This is a genomic window from Streptococcus sp. 27098_8_186, from assembly GCF_041432055.1.
Classification (GTDB): domain Bacteria; phylum Bacillota; class Bacilli; order Lactobacillales; family Streptococcaceae; genus Streptococcus; species Streptococcus dentalis.
Map to the genome: position 1 here is coordinate 15151 of NZ_JAPVYV010000004.1, position 17486 is coordinate 32636.

17 protein-coding genes are annotated in these 17486 nt (G+C 41.8%); 5 read left to right on the forward strand and 12 right to left on the reverse strand.

All coding sequences use genetic code 11. The features are described 5' to 3' along the window. Positions 1 to 49 precede the first annotated feature (49 nt). The 5 genes from O3602_RS05130 to O3602_RS05150 all read left to right on the forward strand — a co-directional run bounded on the left by O3602_RS05130 (position 50) and on the right by O3602_RS05150 (position 5717). On the forward strand, positions 50 to 1093 hold the full coding sequence (locus O3602_RS05130) for a dihydrolipoamide acetyltransferase (RefSeq protein ID WP_371611285.1): 1044 nt from the start codon (positions 50 to 52) through the stop codon (positions 1091 to 1093). Positions 1094 to 1134: 41 nt separating this feature from the next. After that, positions 1135 to 2841 carry a dihydrolipoyl dehydrogenase gene (lpdA, locus tag O3602_RS05135; RefSeq protein WP_371611286.1) on the forward strand — a complete coding sequence of 569 codons (1707 nt, stop codon included), beginning with the start codon at positions 1135 to 1137 and terminating at the stop codon, positions 2839 to 2841. A 68-nt stretch (positions 2842 to 2909) separates the two neighbouring features. Next, on the forward strand, positions 2910 to 3899 hold the full coding sequence (locus tag O3602_RS05140; RefSeq protein WP_371611287.1) for a lipoate--protein ligase: 990 nt from the start codon (positions 2910 to 2912) through the stop codon (positions 3897 to 3899). 170 nt (positions 3900 to 4069) lie between these two features. Then, a complete protein-coding gene (locus O3602_RS05145; protein ID WP_003011015.1) occupies positions 4070 to 4960 on the forward strand; it encodes a C39 family peptidase in 891 nt (296 codons plus the stop codon). 115 nt (positions 4961 to 5075) lie between these two features. Continuing rightward, positions 5076 to 5717 carry a hypothetical protein gene (locus tag O3602_RS05150; RefSeq protein WP_003011454.1) on the forward strand — a complete coding sequence of 214 codons (642 nt, stop codon included), beginning with the start codon at positions 5076 to 5078 and terminating at the stop codon, positions 5715 to 5717. Between the two features lie 85 nt (positions 5718 to 5802). Here O3602_RS05150 and xerS read toward each other — a convergent pair whose 3' ends face one another. From xerS to O3602_RS05210, 12 genes are all read right to left on the reverse strand, one after another. Next, entirely contained in the window at positions 5803 to 6873 is a 1071-nt protein-coding gene (xerS, locus tag O3602_RS05155; RefSeq protein WP_003011152.1) for a tyrosine recombinase XerS, read from the reverse strand. 193 nt (positions 6874 to 7066) lie between these two features. Continuing rightward, the gene (locus O3602_RS05160; RefSeq protein ID WP_024055637.1) at positions 7067 to 8050 is read right to left on the reverse strand and encodes an acetylxylan esterase; all 984 of its coding nucleotides are present in this window, start codon (positions 8048 to 8050) and stop codon (positions 7067 to 7069) included. Between the two features lie 106 nt (positions 8051 to 8156). Beyond that, a complete protein-coding gene (locus O3602_RS05165; protein ID WP_024055636.1) occupies positions 8157 to 8924 on the reverse strand; it encodes an alpha/beta hydrolase in 768 nt (255 codons plus the stop codon). 65 nt (positions 8925 to 8989) lie between these two features. Continuing rightward, entirely contained in the window at positions 8990 to 10561 is a 1572-nt protein-coding gene (ffh, locus tag O3602_RS05170; RefSeq protein ID WP_371611288.1) for a signal recognition particle protein, read from the reverse strand. Between the two features lie 17 nt (positions 10562 to 10578). After that, a complete protein-coding gene (locus tag O3602_RS05175) occupies positions 10579 to 10794 on the reverse strand; it encodes a hypothetical protein (protein ID WP_037615282.1) in 216 nt (71 codons plus the stop codon). A gap of 2 nt (positions 10795 to 10796) precedes the next feature. Beyond that, entirely contained in the window at positions 10797 to 11129 is a 333-nt protein-coding gene (locus tag O3602_RS05180) for a putative DNA-binding protein (RefSeq protein ID WP_003001435.1), read from the reverse strand. 80 nt (positions 11130 to 11209) lie between these two features. After that, positions 11210 to 12154, reverse strand: a complete 945-nt coding sequence (locus O3602_RS05185) for a 3-oxoacyl-[acyl-carrier-protein] synthase III C-terminal domain-containing protein (RefSeq protein WP_151379348.1) — start codon at positions 12152 to 12154, stop codon at positions 11210 to 11212. Positions 12155 to 12166: 12 nt separating this feature from the next. Then, positions 12167 to 13432, reverse strand: coding sequence for a F390 synthetase-related protein (locus O3602_RS05190; RefSeq protein WP_151379347.1), 1266 nt, complete (start codon positions 13430 to 13432; stop codon positions 12167 to 12169). Then, positions 13398 to 14225 (reverse strand): MBL fold metallo-hydrolase, encoded by an 828-nt coding sequence (locus O3602_RS05195; protein WP_371611289.1) that lies wholly within the window; start codon positions 14223 to 14225, stop codon positions 13398 to 13400. Before O3602_RS05195 ends, O3602_RS05190 begins: the two co-directional genes overlap by 35 nt. Further along, a complete protein-coding gene (locus O3602_RS05200) occupies positions 14200 to 15177 on the reverse strand; it encodes an NAD-dependent epimerase/dehydratase family protein (protein ID WP_371611290.1) in 978 nt (325 codons plus the stop codon). Before O3602_RS05200 ends, O3602_RS05195 begins: the two co-directional genes overlap by 26 nt. Continuing rightward, positions 15174 to 16451, reverse strand: a complete 1278-nt coding sequence (locus O3602_RS05205) for a glycosyltransferase (protein ID WP_371611291.1) — start codon at positions 16449 to 16451, stop codon at positions 15174 to 15176. Before O3602_RS05205 ends, O3602_RS05200 begins: the two co-directional genes overlap by 4 nt. Before the next feature lie 230 nt (positions 16452 to 16681). After that, positions 16682 to 17380: a GntR family transcriptional regulator gene (locus tag O3602_RS05210; protein WP_003001401.1), complete on the reverse strand. Its 699-nt coding sequence runs from the start codon at positions 17378 to 17380 to the stop codon at positions 16682 to 16684. Positions 17381 to 17486: the final 106 nt, after the last annotated feature.

The window sequence follows — 17486 nt, forward strand, 5'->3', positions numbered from 1 at the left end:
TTCTTTGTCCTCTACGTCCTTGATATCTTATAATAGAATAGGAGAGGTCATGGCTGATGATAAGCTAAGAGCGACTCCTGCGGCTAGAAAATTAGCGGATGATCTAGGGATCAACCTCTATGATGTTTCTGGTTCAGGCGCAAACGGTCGTGTCCACAAAGAAGACGTGGAAACCTATAAAGACACAAATGTGGTTCGCATTTCACCACTTGCAAAACGAATTGCTTTAGAACACAATATTGCTTGGCAAGAGATTCAGGGAACTGGTCATCGTGGTAAGATCATGAAGAAGGACGTCCTTGCTTTCCTTCCTGAAAATATTGAGAATGAGACCATTAAGTCACCTGCTGAAATCGAGAAAGTCGAAGAAGTTCCTGATAATGTGACACCTTATGGTGAGATCGAACGGATTCCGATGACACCAATGCGTAAGGTAATCGCTCAACGGATGGTGGAATCTTACTTGACAGCACCAACCTTTACTTTGAACTATGACGTTGATATGTCTCAAATGTTGGCCCTTCGTAAGAAGGTATTGGATCCAATTATGGAGGCCACTGGCAAGAAAGTCACTGTAACAGATTTGCTTTCTCTAGCAGTGGTTAAGACCTTGATGAAACATCCATACATCAATGCGTCATTGACGGAAGATGGCAAAACCATCATCACTCACAATTATGTCAATTTGGCGATGGCCGTTGGGATGGACAATGGACTGATGACACCGGTTGTCTACAATGCTGAAAAGATGACCTTGTCAGAGTTGGTCGTAGCCTTCAAGGATGTTATCGGACGCACCTTGGATGGTAAGCTTGCTCCAAGTGAATTGCAAAACTCAACCTTTACTATCAGTAACTTAGGAATGTTTGGCGTTCAATCATTTGGACCGATTATCAACCAACCAAATTCTGCCATCCTTGGGGTTAGTGCAACGGTTGAAAAACCAGTTGTTGTGAATGGTGAAATTGTCATTCGTCCAATCATGAGCTTGGGCTTGACCATTGACCACCGCGTTGTCGATGGGATGGCTGGTGCCAAATTCATGAAAGACTTGAAAGCCTTGATTGAAGACCCGATTTCAATGTTGGTCTAATCAACGAGAGAGAATAGAAACAAGAAGAAGAGGGAAATAAAATGGCCTTAGAAGTAATTATGCCAAAAGCCGGCGTAGATATGACCGAAGGACAAATCGTTCAGTGGAATAAGAAAGTCGGCGAATTTGTAAAAGAAGGAGAAGTTCTCCTTGAAATCATGACAGACAAAGTCAGCATGGAGTTGGAAGCGGAAGAAGAGGGTTACTTGATCGCTATCCTGAAAGGAGACGGAGAAACTGTTCCTGTAACAGAAGTGATTGGTTACCTTGGTGAAGAAGGGGAAAACATCCCAACCGCTGGAGCAGTAGCACCAGAAGCGAGTCCAGCACTAGCTGCAGTAAGTGCTTCAAACGATGACAATAAGAGCGATGACGCTTATGATATCGTAGTGATCGGTGGGGGTCCTGCTGGTTACGTATCTGCTATTAAGGCAGCTCAATTAGGTGGTAAGGTTGCACTCGTTGAGAAATCTGAACTTGGTGGAACGTGCTTGAACCGCGGATGTATCCCAACTAAGACTTACCTCCACAACGCTGAAATTATCGAGAATATTGGTCATGCAGGAAACCGTGGTATTATCATTGAAAATCCAAGCTTCTCAGTGGATATGGATAAGGTTCTTGAAACCAAGAACAAGGTCGTAAATACCTTGGTTGGTGGTGTTGCGGGTCTTCTTCGGAGCTACGGAGTGGATGTTCACAAGGGTATCGGTACCATTACGAAAGATAAGAATGTCTTGGTTAATGGTTCTGAATTGCTTGAAACGAAGAAAATCATCCTTGCTGGTGGTTCCAAAGTCAGCAAGATTAACGTTCCTGGTATGGAATCATCCCTTGTCATGACCAGTGACGATATTCTTGAAATGAATGAAGTCCCAGAAAGCCTCGTGATCATCGGTGGTGGGGTTGTTGGTATCGAACTTGGTCAAGCCTTCATGACCTTTGGTTCAAAAGTTACGGTTATCGAAATGATGGACCGCATCGTTCCAGCTATGGATGCGGAAGTATCTAAGAACCTTCGTTTGATCCTTGAACGCAAGGGTATGACCATCTTGACGGATACTAAATTGCAAGAAATCATTGAGGAAGATGGTAAACTCCGTATCAAGGTTGAAGGTAAAGATGATATCATCGCGAATAAAGCCCTTCTTTCAATCGGTCGTGTTCCAGACCTTGAAGGTATCGGAGATGTTGAATTTGAATTGGATCGTGGACGGATCAAGGTTAATGAATACATGGAAACGTCTGTTCCAGGTATCTATGCACCAGGTGATATCAACGGTACTAAGATGTTGGCTCACGCTGCCTTCCGTATGGGTGAAGTAGCAGCTGAAAACGCCCTTAAAGGAAACCATGCTGTTGCCAAATTGAACTTGACGCCTGCAGCTATCTACACCCTTCCAGAAGTGGCGGCTGTTGGTTTAACCGAAGAACAAGCTCGTGAGAAATACGATGTTCAAATCGGTAAGTTTAACTTTGCGGCGAACGGTCGTGCCATTGCATCTGATGCGGCTCAAGGTTTTGTTAAGGTTATTGCAGACAAGAAATACGGTGAAGTTCTTGGGGTTCATATCATTGGTCCAGCAGCTGCTGAATTGATCAACGAAGCTTCAACCATCATTGAGATGGAAATCACTGTAGAAGAAATGCTCAAGACTATTCATGGTCACCCAACCTTCTCAGAAGTGATGTACGAAGCCTTTGCGGATGTACTTGGCTTGGCAGTTCACTCACCTAAGAAGAAATAGTATTTGAAATGATAGAATGGCTGGACAGCAAATGCTGGACCAGTCTCTATCGTATATAAAGGAATCTTATGAAATACATTATTAATTATTCAAATGATACTGCTTTTAATATTGCTTTGGAAGAGTATGCCTTTAAACACCTTTTAGATGAGGATCAAATCTTCCTTCTCTGGATTAACAAACCATCCATTATCGTCGGTCGCCACCAAAATACCATCGAAGAAATCAATCGCGACTACATTCGGGAGCATGGGATTGAAGTGGTTCGCCGGATCAGTGGTGGTGGGGCTGTTTATCACGATTTGAACAACCTCAACTACACCATCATTTCAAAAGAAGATGAAAACAAGGCCTTTGACTTCAAGAGCTTCTCAACTCCTGTGATCAACACCTTGGCTCAACTTGGGGTTAAGGCTGAATTCACGGGTCGTAACGACTTAGAGATTGATGGCAAGAAATTCTGTGGAAATGCCCAAGCTTACATCAATGGTCGGATCATGCACCATGGTTGCCTTCTTTTTGACGTTGATTTGTCAGTCCTTGCCAATGCTCTCAAGGTATCTAAAGACAAGTTTGAGTCCAAAGGGGTTAAATCAGTCCGTGCTCGTGTGACCAATATCATCGATGAGTTGCCAGAAAAAATCACGGTTGAAGAGTTCCGGGACCTACTTTTGGACTACATGAAGAAAGAATACCCTGAGATGACAGAATATGTCTTCTCGGATGAAGAATTGGCTGAAATTAATCGTATCAAGGAAACTAAGTTCGGTACCTGGGATTGGAACTATGGAAAGTCTCCTGAATACAATGTCCGTCGTGGCACAAAATTCCCAAGCGGTAAGGTTGAAATCTTCGCTAACGTCATTGAATCAAAAATCCAAGACATCAAGATCTACGGTGACTTCTTCGGTATCGAGGACGTTGCAGCAGTAGAAGAGGTCCTTCGTGGTGTCAAATACGAACGTGAAGACGTCCTCAAAGCCCTTCAAACCATTAATCTAGGTCGTTACTTTGCAGGAATCACTGCAGAGGAAATTGCTGAAGCAGTGGTGGAATAAAGTCAAAAGAGATTCGCAGTAGCGGATCTCTTTTTTGAAACTAGTTTCACATAGAAATTATTGTTTTACTAAGGATTTTGTAGTATAGTAAAGGTGGAAAAGTGTATTTGCTAATCCCTGTATCCTAATTTTATTTAGTCTCGTGATCGTTTTCTTGAAGGAGAAAAATCATGAAAATAGTTCATTTATTTCTTGTACTTCTAACTTTGCTTGGTTTATCTGGCTGTAAAGAGACACCAAAAGAAAGCCAAACAAGTCCTTCCAGCTCTCGTAAGGTCACATCCTCTTCATCAACAACAGTTACTGTAAAAACAAAGGAGCGTACAGAACCTAATCCACCAATGCCAGCAGAGGTAGCAGAGCGATTAAAAATTAAGGAAGGCAGCACTGAAGCCGGAACTCAGCAAACTTTGCCATCTTCAACCCAGGAACAAGCTTCATTGAAAGAGAATACGCAACCTTCTCAATCGCTCAAACAAGAAACATCGTCCAAAGAGAATCAAGGAATCCGAAAACTATTGCCTATTTCTTTAAAACTTCAAGAAGAATGGTATTTCTGTGCTCCTGCGACAGTCCATATGATGCTGGCTAGTCGAGGGGTTAGCGTTTCTCAACACCAATTGGCTAAGGAAATGGGGACTTATAACCCCTATGGGACTCATAATCGAGATGCCATTCGCGTCTTGAATCAGAATCTATTTGGCTATCCAGAACCAAGTGGAAACCAAGCAGGTTATCGACTAGCTACTGTAATAGACGCTCGTCCAGATTCTGAAGATATCCGTCTCTTTAAAGAACGCGTGCGCAAAGATATTGATGATGGCTATCCTCTCTATTACACCTTCAATGTGGCACAAATCTATCCTGGAAAAAGTGGGGAACATAATGTGATTGGAGTAGGCTATGAATTGACAGCAGATGGCAAGGACATCTCAGCAATCTATTATCTAGACCCCGATACACATGTACAGGATCCAACCTATGGAGGCTTGAAGAAACTGACCCCAGAGGAGCTGTTAGCAGCCATGGCTACATGCGGTGAAAAAAATTATGCTTGGTGAGGTGATATCGTAATAAAACGAAAGTTAGTTCATGACACGGCCTCTTTTCTTGATATTCAAAAATAATGAGAGTAGAATATAGAGGAAATATGAACAAAAAAGGGGATCATATTCGATGATGAAAATTCCAGTTGAAAATCTTGGTCTATTTGAACAGTTAGATCGTATAGTAGTGGCTTTTTTTAGCAAGCAACAACCTTCCAGTCCTTATGATTTGAATGTCAGTATTACACAAGGACACCTTGACCAGAAAAAGCAAGAGCTCGAACCATTAGGCTATCAAGCTGTCCAACTACCATTAGGAATGGCTTTAGATAATATCATCCAGCAACCTCATTATCAAAACTTAATCATTGGTGGACTTGCTCCCGACGAAATTATAGTCAGCAAAGAAGAATTAATGCCTTTGAAAGATATTGTAGATAGTTTTTGTATTATGTACGCTGCAGCGAATAACAGACTGGAAAATAGTAAGGCTTATGAATTAATGAAAGATAAGACGGTTTATTTTATTGGTAAACTATTTACAGATTTTCCAAAAGCTGGTGATGAAATTGCTTATTTAGGAATTGATCGAATGGCGAGCGATGGTAAACCATATGAAGCAGTTAAATGCTTTCTAACGGAAGAGAGTGCAGAGAAGTACAATGGTGAAAAAAGACCGGTCACCCCTGCAAACTTGGCTTATCTAAAATCATTCTGGGGAAAACCAGTCATTATTGAGCCACACCGTAACTATTGGATCGAGTTTTTATAGAAAGAATAAAAGAGCGTAAGATTCCATATAAAAATCTACGCTCTTTTTCTAACACTAAAACATTACATAATTTATATTATGTATCTTACAAGCTATCCAAGGCATTTTTCTGTTCATCATTAACAATATGGGTATATAAGTCGGTAACTTGTGTGCTGGCATGTCCCAGTTGGTGGCTGACCAAAACCTGTGATTTGGTTGCATCATAGAGACGCGTTGCTAATGTATGGCGAAGTTTGTGGGGAGTCACACGGACTTTAAAATCTTCTGAATACTTAGCCACCATTTTTTCAACGCTAGAAGCATCAATCCGGTTTGGAACACCTCGATACAAGGTCAGAAAGAGAGCTGTATCAGTCTTTTCTGTCTTGTAACGTTTGTCTCGAATAGCGAGATATTGTTCTAAATAAGGTTTAGCAAAGGCAGCAACATTGACTGAGTCTCGTTTTCCACCTTTTCGAGTAACGTCAATGACCATCATCTTAAGATTAAGGTCACGAAGGTCCAAGTTGACTGCCTCAGATAAACGGACACCAGAGGCAAGAAGGAGTGCTATAATGGCTAAATCTCGCTCTTTATTCTTATTAAAGGAGGATAAGGCGCGATTTGAGAGTGTTTGAGGATACTCCTGGTCGATATAGTTAAGAAAACCTTCTGTTTCATCTCCTAAAAAGAGTTTTTGTTTGATATTTTCAGCTCGGGCTGCCAAGGTTTCTTTCTTTTTCTTGGTAGCAACCTTCTTCATGACGTTGCGATAGAAATAAGGTTCTCCTTGCTTATTTTCAACTTCCTCAGTCAAATACTTATAAAGACTAGATAATGCAGAAAGGGTACGGTTAATAGTTGTTTGGGAAACCCCGTTTTTCGTTGTATTGGCATTGAGCAGAGGACGTTCACGTAAATAAAGAATAAAGGATTCCATGTCTTTCTTGGTCATGTGCTCCAGAACGTCTAAGGGGATCTCGGCCATGGTGTCAGCATCCGATATACCAGATTCCAAGACCCAGGTGAAAAATCGATCGTATTCCTTTAAGTATTCGTACAAGGTTGTAAAACTGTATGGAACGGCCAATTTTGATTGGTAGTATTCCAATACGTACCAGGGCATGACTTGTTTGAGTTTATCAATCCGTTCTAATAAGATCTCGCGTTTCATGTTTTTCTCCAAATCTTTCTATACTAGTAGTATAGCATAGCCAGATATATTTTTCAAGAAAATTATAGTTTTTCGGAAAGATGTTATAGGGGTTCTTTAGGACTGTTTTGTATTCCTTTCTATTCTCTATACCTTTTAACCACAATAAAATCAGCAAATCTCATGGATTTACTGATTGTTTTTCTTCTCTAACTTATTTTTCTACATATCGAAATGGAATCTTGCTACCACAGAGCCAATTATAGACTCGGTCATTGACTTGAACATTCATAGCTTCATGGGCATATTCTGGCATGATTAAATGCTCTTTTGGACATTCTAATCGATTATAAATGGCAAACTGCGTTTCTGGATAACAAACATCATCATCTAGTCCTGTAATCATGTGAACTTGTCCTTTGATACGATGGGCAAAGTTTTTTACATCAATATAGGCCAATGTCTGCATCAAACGATCTTCGGTTTCGTGGAATGGATCATGGAACTTGAAATAACGGAAAAGCTCGTCATAGGCCTCACTGGTGTTCCCGATCTCTAATACTCGTCTGAAGTCTGATAAGAATGGATAAATGGCTACCGTTCGTTGTATACGAGGATTCAATCCAGCAGCAACCAGGGCCAAGGCACCACCTTGTGAGGCTCCATAGCTGGCAAGTTTGCTGTCATCTACTTGAGGGAGGCTGGCTACAATTTCAATTAACTGGTAAAGATCTAAGTAGACATCCTTATAAAAGAGCTCATCCGGACCTTCCACGGCTCCGCGGATAATCTGTCCTTTTACCGTATTACCAAGTGGTGATCGATTTCCGTCCGTTGAAAAACCTGACTGGCCTCTCACGTCCATAGATACAACACCATAGCCGGCTACTGTATAAGCTAACATATCAGCCCAATCCCAACAACGTCCCATATAGCCATGAAAATGGAAAATCACTGGAACCTTTTGATCCGTTTTTGGAAGGATCATTCTTGAATAAACAAGCCCATCTCGTGTTCCTTTAAAGGTTAATTCATAACATCGAACATTTGGAATGCTGAAATCTCGTTCTTCGAGCTTGTATTCAGGCAGTTCAGTCATCTTTGCTAGGGCTTGATCCCAAAAAGCATCAAAATCTGCGGGAACCTCATCCCGTCCCTTGTAATCTTTCATTGTTTCTAATAATTTGGGATCTTTCATAAAATTCTCCTTAAGTATGTGTAATCGCTACCAAAAATGTACCATATTAATTTAATGATTGCAAGAGACAAATAAAAAATTACATAACCGAAATTATGTAATTTACTTATAGATTCAAAAATAGACTTAATTGTTTCACTAGATCCGGATTAGTGGGTAAAGCTGAATGATGAGCCTTGCGTCCTTTTAAATTTACTTCTGTAAAGGCTTGTTTCTCAAAAATAGATTGTGCTGCTTGTGCACTAGAAAGGGGGACGATCCCGTCTGATTTTCCAGCAAAGCTACCGACAAAGTTAAGGACCTCTACTTCTTTATCTAATCGATGCTTCCATTTTTGAAAATCGTCATACATCTCTTGATTGAATCGGTATGGACTTCCAATAATAGCGAGCTTGCTTACGGTCAGCTTTTTCTTTTCTAAAAAGCCGCTTTCCAGTAAACCAGTCAAAACTAGTCCACCATTGGAGTGCCCGACTGCCTTGAACTCTGTAAAATAATAGTGATCAAGGAGGTAGGTGATGGCGATCTTAAGGGATTCGATTTGCTGCTTGATATTGCTGTAGCCATCTCGATTGTTCTCGAAGCCAATCACAATCATCGGATTCGGCTCTTTCGTATTTAGTCTTCCCTCCATTTCTATAGAATGATCTTTATTGACTTTTATTTTTAAAAGACTCTGTTTTTTTCTAGAAAAGCGATGGAGCATGCGGATGGTTCCGTTGAATCGCTGGATACTGGCTGAACTCCCAGGTACAAAGATGATTGGTCTGATCGGTGGTTTCTTTGACCCTTTAGGAAATTCAAAGGGCTTTCTGTGCGAAGAAAACAGTCTTACAAAGAAACGAATGACTTGTTGAAATAGTTTTTTTAACATCTTTCCTCTTGTAGTAGTTTCTAAAAGAACCCAGAACAGTGTGTTCCAGGCCCTCTTAGAAACGATTATTTCCGTTTTTTCTTATTTTTTCGCATTTGTTTGGCCATCTTGTTCATCGCCCGTTTCATCATAAATTCACCGGCTTTTCCTTTGAGACCACCACCGAACATTTGGCTCATATCAGGCATTCCAGCGCCTCCGCCAAGAGCTGACAAGTCAGGCATGCCACCTTGTCCCATCATCCCTTCAAGAGCAGACATATCAGGCATTCCACCAGGCATATTCTTCGGCATATTATTTGGATTGAGCCCCATTTGTTTCATCATCTTGTTCATATCGCCAGAGAGGACACCTTGCATCATCTGCTTGGCTTGGTTAAAGTCCTTGATGAATTTATTGACTTCGACAAAGCTATTTCCTGAACCAGCAGCAATCCGACGACGACGGCTTGGATTTAACAAATCTGGATTTTCCCGTTCAGCTGGTGTCATGGATGATACGATCGCACGTTTGCGAGCAATTTCTCGTTCATCGACCTTGAGGTTCTTCATGGCAGGATTATTAGCCATACCTGGAAGCATCTTTAGCAGATCTTCCATTGGTCCCATATTTTGTACTTGGTCTAATTGATCAATGAAATCGTTGAAATCGAAGGTATTTTCCCGCATTTTCTCAGCGAGTTCAAGAGAGCGTTTCTCATCGTATTCTTGAGAAGCCTTCTCAATCAGTGTCAGCATATCCCCCATACCGAGGATCCGACCAGACATACGGTCTGGGTGGAAGGTTTCGATATCGGTGATTTTTTCACCAGTACCAGTGAACTTGATTGGCTTCCCAGTAATCTGACGAACAGAAAGGGCCGCACCACCACGGGTATCCCCATCGATCTTGGTTAAGATGACCCCGGTCACTTCGAGTTGTTCGTTAAACTCACGCGCCACATTGGCTGCTTCTTGACCAATCATAGCATCGACAACCAAGAGGATTTCATTTGGCTCAGCAAGGGCTTTGACATCACGCAACTCAGCCATGAGTTTTTCATCGATTTGCAGACGACCGGCCGTATCGATCAAGACATAGTCATTGTGGTTGGCTCTCGCCTGCTCCAAACCTTGACGAACGATCTCTACTGCAGGGACTTCTGTACCAAGTGAGAAGACAGGGACATTGATCTGCTGACCAAGAGTCTTCAACTGGTCAATGGCTGCTGGACGATAGATATCGGCCGCAATCATCAAAGGACGTGCGTTTTCTTCCTTGACCAATTTGTTGGCCAATTTACCCGCAAAAGTTGTTTTACCAGCCCCTTGAAGACCGACCATCATGATAATGGTTGGAATCTTTGGAGATTTGATAATTTCTGCTGTTTCTGAACCCAAAATCGCTGTCAATTCTTCATCAACAATCTTCACGATTTGTTGGGCAGGGTTCAAGGTTTCGATGACTTCATGACCTACAGCCCGTTCGCGGACCCGTTTGATGAAGTCTTTTACAACAGGAAGGGCAACGTCGGCCTCTAAGAGGGCAAGACGAATCTCTTTGGTTGCCTCTTGGACATCCGCTTCAGAGATTTTTCCTTTCTTACGAAGATTTTTAAAGACGTTTTGTAAACGTTCGGTTAAACTTTCAAATGCCATTATTTTCTCCTATTTTTTCAATTCAGTGGATATCGTCCGAAATGTTGCAAACATTCTAGTTCTTCGGGTGTGACTTCTTTCATGATTTCATTTGGATATCCCCAACAGCTAAAACCTATTTGCATAGCTTTGGAGATATCATTGGGCGAGATAATCTGTAGTCGAGTAGGAAATACTTCCTCTGCGACTAATAGTTTGCAAGGTATTCCTTGATAAATGACGAGACTGCCCATAATCACTCCCGATTGTCAATGCTTGATAAAATTTCAACCTGCTCTTGTAGAAAAGTATCTTCCGGATAGCGTTCTAAAATCTGATCAAAAATCTGGCTGCGTACAATGTAATCGGAATACATATGGAGTTTCATTTCGTAATCTTCCAAAATCTTTTCTGTACGTTTAATATTGTCATAGACCGCTTGACGACTGACCCCGAACTCTTCTGCAATCTCAGCCAAGCTGTAGTCATCTGCGTAATAGAGCTCGATGTAGTTCATCTGCTTGTCCGTCAAGAGCGCTGCATAAAACTCAAAGAGCGCATTCATTCGGTTGGTTTTCTCAATTTCCATACCTTTCATTATATCAAAAAAGCCCGCTAAAGACTAGCGGGACTTAATGCTTTTTGAGCTTGAAATAAGAGTATCTATCATTAGAGTTTCAGTGCCAACATATTGACCGACATCCCTGCTGCAGTTCCCATCAAAAAGATGGTATCTCCTTCCTTCACATAGCCATGATCCAGTGCATAGGCTAGGCCGAAAGGAACGGCTACCGAAACCATATTACCATAATCACTGATAATATTGAGGTACTTGTCTTTGCCGACGCCCAATTTGTCCATGACAAGTGGTAAGGCACGGCTTGCTTGGTGAGGAATAATATAGTCTACAGCATCTTTAGAAATGCCTGATTTCTCTTGGAATTCTTGGAACATTTCTGGAATAACACGGGCAGAAAGCAAAAGGATTTTCTTCCCTTTCATGTCAAACATGAAATCAGTCTTGGTTGCTTCAGAGTACAATTTCGGATGATACGCTGTCAAACCACCACGAATCTCGGTATCATGGGCTCCCTCAGACCAGGTACGTTGCATGCTAGCAATGATTCCTTTGTCTTCATGTGTTGCTTCAAAGATAAAGGCTGCAGCTCCATCACTAAACAATTCAAAGCTTTCTTTTTGTTTGGGATTCAGCCCTAGACTTCCTACTTCACTAGATACAATCAGAACCCGACGGTATTCACCACCTTCAATCAGATAAGAAACAGTGCTTAAAGCAGATACAAAACTGGTACAAGTGGTATTGATATCCATAGCAGGAATCGTCAGTCCCTTGGCCACGCGCTCATGGATCAGAGCAGCTGTACAAGGGATGGGCTGAACACCAACCGCACTAGCCGAAACCAGGCAGTCGATGTCTGTCATCTCAAGTCCCGCATGGTTTAAAGCCGCTTCAATCGCACGCGCTGCAAGATCAATCTGTGTTTCTTCTCCTTCTTTCACGCGGTAACGAGTTTGGTCTTTGAAAGTCACGGTATGAGCTGGGAGCGCTGTTCCATAGCCTTTAATTTGCAAATGTCTTTTTACAGTAGTCATAGGATTCTCCTTTTATTGAAGTCGTTGAACACGTTTTAATTTACGTGTTGGGTCCCATTGGTAATCGATAAATTGAATACTTGGGAGAATGAATTTTTTTTGCTGAGCTAAGAGTTCAAATTGAGCAAAGATCGCTTGCTCCATAGAATCTGTCCGGTGACTCAAGGCAATGATAATGGATCCATCTGCCAACTGAGTTACTTGATAGTCCTGAATATTTTCGACAAAGAGAATGCACCGTCGAATAAAATCCGGATAGATCATCTGGCTACTGCCATCTTCTTTTTTGAAATAAAAGATATCATCTGATCGTCCTTCGATCTTTTCGATTCGAGTAAAGACAGAACCACAAGGGCAAGGAGACTTTTCTTCCACCAAAATATCATTGAGGCGGTAGCGATAGATCGGTTGACTGGTCCGTTTGAAATCCGTAATAATCGGATAAAAGCGGCTATCATCAAGATACTCTTTTTCGACAGACAAAATATCTTCGTTGAGATGTAGATTGCCTTCTGAACAGGTACAAGCTAAATATCCCTCTGTCGCTTGGTAGACCTGATCAACCTTGTCTAGTTGAAAAGCTTTGGCGATTGTCTGAGCATCTCGATCTTCTAGGATCTCTGCGACAGAAACAACCTTGACAGGTTGGATCGCAAGTTGCTGATTGCTGACATAGTTAGCCAACTCAATCAAGGTTGAAGCTGGTGCGACCACAATGGTTGGTTGATAGTCTTTGAGACGCTCTAAATGCTCCTTGCTATCCTTGAAAATATCAAAATATTCCAAGCGAATCAGGCCTGAATTAATGGTTTGATAGAGTTCATTGTCCGCTCGTAAGAAAAAGGCAATGCGATGACCAAACAGTTTTCCTTTCGGTAGCATCTTGGCTAGAATCGCTGCAGCCCACATACTTCTCTCTTTTTCTGTGGTGACAAAGACACCTCGGTGGCCGGAAGTTCCAGAAGATAAGCCTACTGCTACTTCTCCATTCATCTCAGTAAAATCTCGTGTTTGTTCTCCGCGAATCGCCATCTCTAAAGCCTGATCTCGATCCACCCCTAGGGTATTGAGTTCATTGAAATGTGTCATCATGAAGGTTTTATCCATGGTTCCAAAGGATTCGGGAGAATGGGTTTTAAAATAGGGGGACTGAGAAGTAATAAAAGCATGGTAGCGTGCCAATTGCTTATCTTGGTATCGCTTCAAGGCCTCTTTTGAACGGAATCGGTGGCACCATCTGGTTTCAATAAAGGTTTTCAGAAAGACTGTTTTTTTCATTTAAAATCCTTTCAATCCGATCTTGCGGGTCGTGGCTGACCACAACTTGAATACCATCTTGCAAGAGTGTTTCCAGCAAATCAGCTCCTTTTAAATAAGCCTTCTTATCATCCTGAACCAAGGATGGAATGAGACGCATTTGCCGTGTGTAAGGCAAGAGCTCTACTCCCCAAGAAAGATCTGCTCCGATGAAGAGTTTGAACTCATCCATATAAAGACAACCTTGCCCTCTCGCATGCCCATCGATGGACGAAACAAGGATGCTCCCATCACCAAAAAGATCCGCAGTCGGGCGATAGGGGAAAGCAGGATGCCTTTGATCTGCTTTGAGACAGGTCACCCGATCTTTGAAATCAGCTGGCAAAAACTCTTTAAAAATCAGATCTTTAAATTTCGGTTTTTGGTACACCTCATAGACTTCCTGGGTAACAAAGAAATGAGCATTTGGAAAAAGGGCTGCTCCGCCGAGATGGTCCGGGTGCAGATGCGAAAGAATCACATAAGTAATTTCTCCCGGATCAATCCCCCGCTCTTGCAATAAATAATCGATTTGGTCTTCTTTTTTCATCTGCATTGGGGTGGCTAGACGGTACCAGAAATACCGAGCTCTTTTCTTAATCTCGTAGTGATAGCCGGTATCGTACAAAATATAGCCTTTTTCACGGTGGTGAATCAAAAAGACACCTGCTGGAAATTGCATTTTTTCATTCGGAATCCCTTTGAATAAGAGACCAGAATGACTGCTACAATAGCCAGCTGGAAAATAATCAATGCGCTTGATCATGTTGGACATAGTTGTCAATCCCTTCTTCAATGGTCATTTTTGGATAGTAGCCAAGTTCAGTTTGAGCCTTTTGGATATCGAGGGTTTGGCTATATCGAAGGAGATAATAGGTATAGCGAGTCAATGGGGGTTCGGCTTTCAGATGAAAGAATCGATATACTTCTTCCAGGCTATAAGCCGCACCTGCTACTAGACCCGCTGGAAGTTTCCGATAGCGAATCGGCTCTCCCAATCCCTTTAGTGTGGTTTCAATCAAATACTTAAAGGTCTTTGGTTCCCCATTTGTAATATTATATACTTGTCCGTGTGCGTCTTTGGCTTCCAGAGCCAAGCGAATGGCTAGGGCAACATTTTCCACACAGGTCATATCCATGAGCTGCTCTCCTCCTCGAATCAAAGGAATTCCAATTTTTCGACTGAGGCGTAAGACACGAGGCAAAATACTGGTATCCCCTACACCAAATAATCCTCTAGGACGCAAGGTGATACTTGGCACATCTGGATAGTCAGAAAAAAGTTTTTCAGACGCCAATTTACTTCGGATGTAATTGTTGAGGTGATTTTCTGTTGGAGCATCACTTTCCTTGATGTTTAATTGATCTTTTCCAGCTGCGTAAATACTGGGAGAAGATACGTAAACCAAGCGTTTTACTGCATATTCACGGCACAAGTCAAGGACATTTTGCGTGCCAACCACATTAGCCTGATAGAAGGCTTTCCAAGGTCCCCAGGCAGTGGATAAAGCTCCTGCATGAACTACAGCATCAACAGACTGAAAGGCTTGTCTTAATTCCTCAATAGAGCTCAAATCCCCTTTGATAAATTGGACGCGCTCACTTTCCAGAGCCTTCCCAATTTTTTCGTTTCGGCCAAAGGCTACAATGGAATAATCGTGAGCCAACAACTCATCGATCACATATTTTCCAAGGAAGCCAGTCGCACCTGTTACAAGAATTTTCATAGTTTCCCATCCGTTCCACGTCTTAATAATCGTTGAATCTCAAACTCCAAGGTATCCAACGGCTTGTAGGTTTTTGAAAGTTTGTTTAGTCTTTCTAACTTTTCCCAAGATTCTTTTTCTAATAGGGCATTGAAACCTGCTTGAATCTCTTCGATGCGATTGCGATGAGCCTGAAAGGCAATTCCTGCTTCTACTCCTCGAATCGCATAGTCAAATTGGTCATAATCATGTGGCAAGATCAAGGCTGGTTTCTTAAATTCGATACACTGATAAAAGATTCCAGCTCCTCCATGGTGAATAACATAGTCCATCTGTGGAATGTATTCTTTGTAGGGCAGATAGGAGACGACCGTCACATTTGGTGCTACTTCTTCTTCAGAGAATTCCTTTGCCCCATCTCCTAGAGTGACAATAAAGTGACATTCTGGATGCTCTTTGGCCAACTGCTTAGTTTGCTCTAGCAAGTTCTCTTTTGCCCAAGGCAACTGGGTTCCACAAGTCACGAGGACCTTCGTCTTGTCCTCGTAAGGACTGAGATCTACTGGATAATCTTCAGCTTTCTCAAGAGAGGTTCCTAAAGGGCCCATCCAAGCATATTGATGAGGGAAATGTGTCTTCAACTCTAGCTCCATCATACCAATTCCAAAGATGGCATAAGGAGAGTAAATAGACTCTACTCCATTTTGATTGTACAACTTGAAATTGTAACGTTTTAAGCGTTTGTGTAAGAGGAAAGCCACGCAGTATTTCCCAATACGCGTCAGTTTACGACATAGTGCTTGGATCTTCTCTTCCTTCTTCGTGCGCGCGATTCCCATCCCTCCGAAGAAGCAAGGAGGACCATAAGGAGTTTCGATTGCAAATTGGGTTGCCATGGTGGTGATCCAAGGGATTTCTAACTCTTCTGCCACAAAACCCGCTGATAGAGTGATAAAATCAGCAATGACAATATCCGGACGATTGACGCGCCACTCCTCTAGCAATTGATCCGATACATGATTAATCAAATCAAGACTCTTGGACAATTGCCGATAAGCTGAAAAGAGATTGAGTTTCTTATCGTTATTCGCCGCACGTTCAAACTCTTCTACTTTGTCCTCTAGAATTGGAACGACCGTGAAGCCGAGACTTTCTGCAACGGCCTTTTTCTGAGGTCCTGTGAAAACCCGAATCTCCATCGAAGGATCATCTAACAAGGGTTTAACGAGATTTAAAGTTGGGTACAGATGCCCACTCAAAGGAACAGCTACCACATCGATTTTAATTTTTTTCATTTTTTTCCTGCCTTATATCTCTTATTAAGCTTTAAAACCTGCTTCTATCTATTAATTCGTAAAAAAAATCAAAAATTGAAGAAAAAATAAAATTTTTTTTAAATTTTTCAATGTTGCCTTTACTATCACTATTTAGAAAGAATGACTTCAACCTAAAAAAGCTCCCAAATGCCAAAGAGATTGAGTCTCTCAAACATTTGAAGAGTTTTCTATTTTTACGATTTGCGAGCTTAGTTATTTTCCAAATAAAATTCGAACCGCTCGCCGACATACTGACTTTTTACATACTCAAAAGCCGTCCCATCTTCAAAATAGGAAACCTGTGTTAGACCTAAAATAGCTTGTCCTTTTGAAATCTGTAAATAGTCCGCAATCTTATCTTTGGCCAATCGCGCATAGATGGTCTGGTGCGACTTTCCAATCTTATAGCCATGACGCTCCAAGGTTTGGAAGAAATGGCTGGTAACCTCTTCGCGATTGAAATTCTTAATAAATTTCTGTGGAATAGAGGCCACTTCATAAACAACAGGGATCCCATCAGCATACCGGACGCGTTCCATCCGAATGATGGTCTCTGTCTTATCAATGCCCAATTTGTCCACTTCTTGGAGGCTAGGAATGGTTTTCCGATAAGAAATCACTTGGCTAGAAGGTTCCTTGCCTTGCGATTTCATAATTTCTGTAAAACTGGTTGTTCCCCGCATTTTTTCTTGGACGCGCGTGCTAGTGATAAAGGTGCCACTTCCTACCCGTCTTTCAAGCACTCCTTCTTCAACCAAAAGGGTAATAGCCTGCCTCAGCGTCATCCGACTCACCTGAAATTTCTCCGCTAGATCGCGTTCGCTGGGAAGACGCTCCCCGATTTTCCATATTTTTTGATCAATCTCAGACTTAATCTGATCATGAATTTGAATGTAAGCTGGAATCATAACTTTGCTCTTTCTCTGTGTTATCTCTATTGTAGCGTAAAATTCCTAATTCTTCAATCAGAGATTGGTAAAGACAAGGCTTTTGTGTTAGAATAGAGGAAAGTAA

What these genes read in the sequence shown, in the direction of transcription:
- ffh (WP_371611288.1), bottom strand. Translation starts at nt 10,561, where the DNA reads ATGGCATTTGAAAGTTTAACCGAACGTTTACAAAACGTCTTTAAAAAT.
- O3602_RS05190 (WP_151379347.1), bottom strand. Translation starts at nt 13,432, where the DNA reads ATGAAAAAAACAGTCTTTCTGAAAACCTTTATTGAAACCAGATGGTGC.
- lpdA (WP_371611286.1), top strand. Translation starts at nt 1,135, where the DNA reads ATGGCCTTAGAAGTAATTATGCCAAAAGCCGGCGTAGATATGACCGAA.
- O3602_RS05210 (WP_003001401.1), bottom strand. Translation starts at nt 17,380, where the DNA reads ATGATTCCAGCTTACATTCAAATTCATGATCAGATTAAGTCTGAGATT.
- O3602_RS05140 (WP_371611287.1), top strand. Translation starts at nt 2,910, where the DNA reads ATGAAATACATTATTAATTATTCAAATGATACTGCTTTTAATATTGCT.
- O3602_RS05195 (WP_371611289.1), bottom strand. Translation starts at nt 14,225, where the DNA reads ATGTCCAACATGATCAAGCGCATTGATTATTTTCCAGCTGGCTATTGT.
- O3602_RS05205 (WP_371611291.1), bottom strand. Translation starts at nt 16,451, where the DNA reads ATGAAAAAAATTAAAATCGATGTGGTAGCTGTTCCTTTGAGTGGGCAT.
- O3602_RS05200 (WP_371611290.1), bottom strand. Translation starts at nt 15,177, where the DNA reads ATGAAAATTCTTGTAACAGGTGCGACTGGCTTCCTTGGAAAATATGTG.
- O3602_RS05160 (WP_024055637.1), bottom strand. Translation starts at nt 8,050, where the DNA reads ATGAAAGATCCCAAATTATTAGAAACAATGAAAGATTACAAGGGACGG.
- O3602_RS05185 (WP_151379348.1), bottom strand. Translation starts at nt 12,154, where the DNA reads ATGACTACTGTAAAAAGACATTTGCAAATTAAAGGCTATGGAACAGCG.
- O3602_RS05180 (WP_003001435.1), bottom strand. Translation starts at nt 11,129, where the DNA reads ATGGAAATTGAGAAAACCAACCGAATGAATGCGCTCTTTGAGTTTTAT.
- O3602_RS05175 (WP_037615282.1), bottom strand. Translation starts at nt 10,794, where the DNA reads ATGGGCAGTCTCGTCATTTATCAAGGAATACCTTGCAAACTATTAGTC.
- O3602_RS05150 (WP_003011454.1), top strand. Translation starts at nt 5,076, where the DNA reads ATGATGAAAATTCCAGTTGAAAATCTTGGTCTATTTGAACAGTTAGAT.
- O3602_RS05130 (WP_371611285.1), top strand. Translation starts at nt 50, where the DNA reads ATGGCTGATGATAAGCTAAGAGCGACTCCTGCGGCTAGAAAATTAGCG.
- O3602_RS05145 (WP_003011015.1), top strand. Translation starts at nt 4,070, where the DNA reads ATGAAAATAGTTCATTTATTTCTTGTACTTCTAACTTTGCTTGGTTTA.
- xerS (WP_003011152.1), bottom strand. Translation starts at nt 6,873, where the DNA reads ATGAAACGCGAGATCTTATTAGAACGGATTGATAAACTCAAACAAGTC.
- O3602_RS05165 (WP_024055636.1), bottom strand. Translation starts at nt 8,924, where the DNA reads ATGTTAAAAAAACTATTTCAACAAGTCATTCGTTTCTTTGTAAGACTG.